At 76.3% G+C, this 4,497-nt stretch carries 3 protein-coding genes and 1 pseudogene; 1 reads left to right on the top strand and 3 read right to left on the bottom strand.

Annotated features, from left to right (window positions below):
- Nucleotides 1-161: 161 nt before the first annotated feature.
- A pseudogene (gene dhaL / locus GCU69_RS01565) lies at nt 162-842 on the bottom strand (dihydroxyacetone kinase subunit DhaL); the annotation flags it as partial.
- 422 nt (nt 843-1,264) lie between these two features.
- Between dhaL and GCU69_RS01560 the strand changes: the two are divergent.
- The gene (locus tag GCU69_RS01560) at nt 1,265-2,437 is read left to right on the top strand and encodes an acyl-CoA dehydrogenase family protein (RefSeq protein WP_156204923.1); all 1,173 of its coding nucleotides are present in this window, start codon (nt 1,265-1,267) and stop codon (nt 2,435-2,437) included.
- A gap of 599 nt (nt 2,438-3,036) precedes the next feature.
- Here the strand turns inward: GCU69_RS01560 and GCU69_RS01555 are convergent.
- On the bottom strand, nt 3,037-3,471 hold the full coding sequence (locus GCU69_RS01555) for a hypothetical protein (protein ID WP_098750747.1): 435 nt from the start codon (nt 3,469-3,471) through the stop codon (nt 3,037-3,039).
- 148 nt (nt 3,472-3,619) lie between these two features.
- Nucleotides 3,620-4,465: an SDR family NAD(P)-dependent oxidoreductase gene (locus tag GCU69_RS01550; RefSeq protein ID WP_156204922.1), complete on the bottom strand. Its 846-nt coding sequence runs from the start codon at nt 4,463-4,465 to the stop codon at nt 3,620-3,622.
- Nucleotides 4,466-4,497: the final 32 nt, after the last annotated feature.

The following is a 4,497-nucleotide window of genomic DNA, read 5'->3' as shown; positions in this document are numbered from 1 at the left end:
GGCGAGTCGGCGGCGGACCCGGTACCGGCCGTGCCCGCCTGTGGTGCCGAGCCGGTGATCGCGGCCTCGGGCGCCTCCTCCGCCGGCGCTCCGGCACCGCCCATGCCGGCACCCGTACCGGCACCCGTACCGGCACCCGTGCCGTCGGTCGTTCCGGCGGCCCTGCCGTCGGCCGTGCCGGCGGTTCCTGCGGCCTCGTGCAGGGCCTCGATCAGCAGGGCGGAGGACGTCGCGCCCGGATCCTGGTGCCCGATGCTGCGTTCCCCCAGGTAGCTGGCACGACCGCGGCGCGCCTGGAGCGGGACCGTCGCCTCCGCGCCCGCCCGCGCGGCCCGGGCGGCGGCCGCCAGCGCCTCCCGTACGTCCGCGCCGCCGTCGAGCGCCTCCGCGTACGCCTCGGCGGCCGGGTGGAGCGCGTCGAGCATCGTCGCGTCACCGGGCGCGGCGTCACCGAGCCTGCGCACCCCCGCGACGGCGTCCCGCAGGGCGTCCCCGAGCGCCCGGGGTGTCGCGGTCGCCTCCTCGCCGAGCGCCTTGGCCGCACGGCGCAGCACCGTCCCGTACAGCGGACCGGAGGCGCCGCCCACCGTGCGGGTGAGATGGGTGCCGAAGGCCTTGAGCAGCGCGCCCGGTGTGCCGGCCGCGGCGCAGGCCTCGGAGGACAGGGCGGACTCGAAGCCTCGCCGCATGTTCGAGCCGTGGTCCGCGTCCCCGATCGGCGAGTCGAGATCGGTGAGATACGCGGCCTGCTGCCGGATCGTGTCGGTCGCGCGGCTCAGCCAGCGGCGGAAGAAGGCGGTGTCGAGCACGGTGGCGGCGGGGGAGTCCGGGGGCACGGTCATGGAGGGGGAACTCCTCGGGTCGGTGGACGGCGGCGGGCGGCCCGCGCGGGTTCTCGCGGCTGCCCGGGTACCCGGCGGTGCGGCCGTCACCAGTCTGCTCCGCCCGGGCCCGCCCGTCGATCGCCGGACCGGCGCGCCGCCGGGCGTGTCGGGACGGGCCGCCGTCCGCGGCACGGCGTGTCGCGTGGGCACCGAGGGGCCGGGGTGGCCCCGGTGACCGACGCCGCGGCCGGAAGTGTGGCCGGATCGAAACGCCCCGTGACGGCGGGCCCCCGATCGGGCATACTCAACGCGCCGCAACCGCTGGCCAGCCGTTTTCCGAGATCCGGAAGGGCACCATCGGTCGCTGGTACGACCACGGCGTGCGCCGCCAGACCCCGGCAGTGCCCGCCGCAGCGCCCGACAGGGAGGAGAGCGCCGCCATGCCCGACCGCTCCGCAGAGCCGGTGGACCGTCAGCTGCCCACCGAGGAGGCCAGGGACCTGCTCGCGATGGTCCGCGAACTGACCCGGCGGGAGATCGCCCCCCGGGCGGCCGAGGAAGAGGCGGCGGGCGTCTTCCCCCGCGACGTGTTCCGGCTGCTGTCCGCCTCGGGACTGCTGGGACTGCCGTACGACGAGGAATTCGGCGGCGGCGGCCAGCCGTACGAAATCTATCTCCAGGTCCTGGAGGAACTCGCCGCGGCCCGGCTCACCGTCGGCCTGGGCGTGAGCGTCCACACCCTCGCCTGCCACGCGCTCGCCTCCTTCGGCAGCAAGGAGCAGTGTGCCGACCACCTGCCCGACATGCTGGGCGGCGGGCTGCTGGGCTCCTACTGCCTCTCCGAGCCGTCCTCCGGATCCGACGCCGCGAATCTGCGCACCCGCGCCGTGCGGGACGGCGACGGCTGGTCCCTCACCGGTACCAAGGCGTGGATCACGCACGGCGGGGTCGCCGACTTCTGCACCGTCCTGGCCCGCACGGGCGGCGAGGGACCCCGCGGCATCACCGCCTTCCTCGTGCCCGCCGACGCGCCGGGCGTGTCGGCCGCGGTGCCCGAGCGCAAGATGGGCATGAACGGATCGCCCACGGCCCAGCTGCACTTCGACGGCGTACGGGTGCCCGACAGCCGGCGGATCGGGGAGGAGGGGCAGGGCTTCTCCATCGCGCTGGCCGCCCTCGACTCCGGCCGGCTGGGCATCGCCGCGTGCGCCGTCGGACTGGCCCAGGCGGCGCTGGACGAGGCCGTCGGCTACGCCCGGGAGCGCGAGCAGTTCGGCCGGCCGATCGCCGACTTCCAGGGGCTGCGGTTCCTGCTCGCCGACATGGCGACCCGGGTCGAGGCCGGCCGTGCCCTCTACCTCGAGGCCGCGCGCCGCCGGGACGCGGGCCGGCCGTTCTCCCGGCAGGCGGCGATGGCCAAGCTGTTCTGCACCGACGCGGCGATGGCGGTGACCACCGACGCGGTGCAGGTGCTGGGCGGCTACGGTTACACGGCCGACTTCCCCGTCGAGCGCTACATGCGGGAGGCGAAGGTCCTCCAGATCGTCGAGGGCACGAACCAGATCCAGCGCATGGTGATCGCCCGTCACCTCGCGGGCCCCGAGTCGCGCTGACACCGCCCGGCGCCCCGCGGGCGCGCGTCCGGGACCCGGTCCCGGCGCTCGCTCGTGGGAAAGCCCGCCCGCGCCCGGAACCCGGTCCGGGCGCCCGCGGGGCATCCGTCCGCGCCCGGGCGCGGTCCGGCTCACCGCGGTGCACCGGATCGCGCCCGCGGCGGCCCCGGCACGCCGGCACATGATCGGTCACATGTCCCTGAGACGCCGGATCTCGTGCGGGCGGGCGCCTTCTGCGACGCCGTGCCCGCGCGCTCGGCGGCAAGCGGCTGACACGGAGTCCGCCGACGGCGTCATCGCCCACGGCACCGGCCGGCCGGAGTTCCGGCCGGGCCCGGTCGCCGGGCCCGCCGGCACCGCCCGGAAGTCCGTCCGGCCGCCACGGCACCCGACCGCGCCGCGGTCGACGCCTTCCACGCCGCGGCGGCCGCCGCGGGGGCGAAGGCGCTGCACACGCCGCGACTGTGGCCCGGGTGCCCCCCGGCCCATTACGGGCGTTCGTCCGTGATCCGGACGGGAACAACGTCGAAGCGGTGTGCCACGCGCCGGAGTGGTCCGGCGCGGGCCGTACCGGGGAGCCGGGCGCCGCCGGGGCGGCGTCAGCCGGCGAGGCGCATCGACGGCACGCGCAGCGGCCGCGCGCCGTGCCCTCCGGCGTGGGAGAAGGGCTGGGTGCGCCAGTCCAGGGTCGCGGGCAGGGTCAGCAGCAGCGCCGCGTCCTGCTCATGCGAGCCGGGGGAATCGTCCGCCGCGGCCGCCTCCGTGACGCCGCGTCCGGTGCCGGAGCAGACCGTCAGACCGAACGGGTCCCACGGGCTGGGGCACAGCGCGTGTTCCGGGAGGACGTCCTCGTCGGCGAGCAGCGCGATCGGACGCGCGCAGTCCGGGCAGATCACCCGGAACATCTCATAGGTTTCGTGGCTGCTGTCCTCGTCGCCGTCGTCGGCCGCTTCGACACTCTGCGGATCCGGTTCGACGGCGACGGGTGTCTGCCGGCTGCGGTTGTCACGGCCGGGGCGCTTGAGGCTGCGCATAGTTCTTCTCCCCCTCGATGGGCCGGCGGGGACTCAGTGGTGCCGACCACAGCAAGCATTTCCCTGCTCGTGCCAGGGGTAATCGCGGCGCTCCCGGCGACCCCGTACAGAACGTGTGGTCTTCGTCACATGCCGGGTGCGCGTGCCCTCAGCCGGCGGTCGTGCCACCGTGCCGGTAGCGGCCGGCGAGCCGGCCCCCGGCCGGGCTGCGCAAGGCCGTTTCCGCGCCCACCAGCCGGGTGACGGCCGCCGGGTCCTCCAGCGCGGGCACGCACACCACCTCGCCGCCGCGCAGCGCCGCCAGGGAGGCCGACACCACGTCGGCGGCGGGCATGCCGCCCTCCTCGTGCACCAGCTCCTCCGCTCCCGGCACCGGTTCGTCCCCCGGGGTCAGATGGAACTCGGTCGCCGTCAGCCCGGGGCACAGCACCTGCACCACCAGCGGGGTGCCGTCCAGCTCGGCGGCCAGGGTCCGGGTGAACGTCACCGCGTACCCCTTGGTCCCCGCGTACACCGCCCGGTACGGCAGGGGGTCCGGCGGCAGCGACCCGGCGAACGCCAGCAGGGAGGCGACGTTGACCACCGAGCCCCGGCCGCGGGCCAGCATCCCGGGGACCGCGGCGCGGGTCAGCGCCGTGAGGGCCGTGACGTTCACGGCGACCACCTTGGCCAGCAGCTCCGGATCCGCCCCGGCGAACGGGCCGTACCCGTTGATGCCCGCGCTGTTCACCAGCATCGCCACGTCCTCCGCGGCGACCCGTTCCGTCACCCGGGCGAGGTCCCCGGGGTCGGACAGATCGGCGGTCAGCGTCTCCACCCGCCGCCCGTGCCGCTCCCGCAGTTCGCGGGCCAGCGCGCCGAGGCGGTCGGCCCGCCGGGCGACCAGGACGACGTCGCGCCCGCCGCCCCCCGCGAGCCGGCGGGCGTACTCGGCGCCGATGCCCGAGGAGGCCCCGGTGACCACGGCCGTTCCGTTGTCCGCTGCGGGATCCATCGCTGCGCGTTCCTCCGATGCTGTGCGGTCCG

Source organism: Streptomyces lycii (assembly GCF_009735685.1).
Lineage (GTDB): Bacteria > Actinomycetota > Actinomycetes > Streptomycetales > Streptomycetaceae > Streptomyces > Streptomyces lycii.
This window is presented reverse-complemented; position numbering and strand designations above follow the sequence as displayed.

Bases quoted from the DNA above. Each gene is read 5' to 3' on its own strand.
- GCU69_RS01555 (WP_098750747.1), bottom strand. From the start codon at position 3,471: ATGCGCAGCCTCAAGCGCCCCGGCCGTGACAACCGCAGCCGGCAGACA.
- GCU69_RS01550 (WP_156204922.1), bottom strand. From the start codon at position 4,465: ATGGATCCCGCAGCGGACAACGGAACGGCCGTGGTCACCGGGGCCTCC.
- GCU69_RS01560 (WP_156204923.1), top strand. From the start codon at position 1,265: ATGCCCGACCGCTCCGCAGAGCCGGTGGACCGTCAGCTGCCCACCGAG.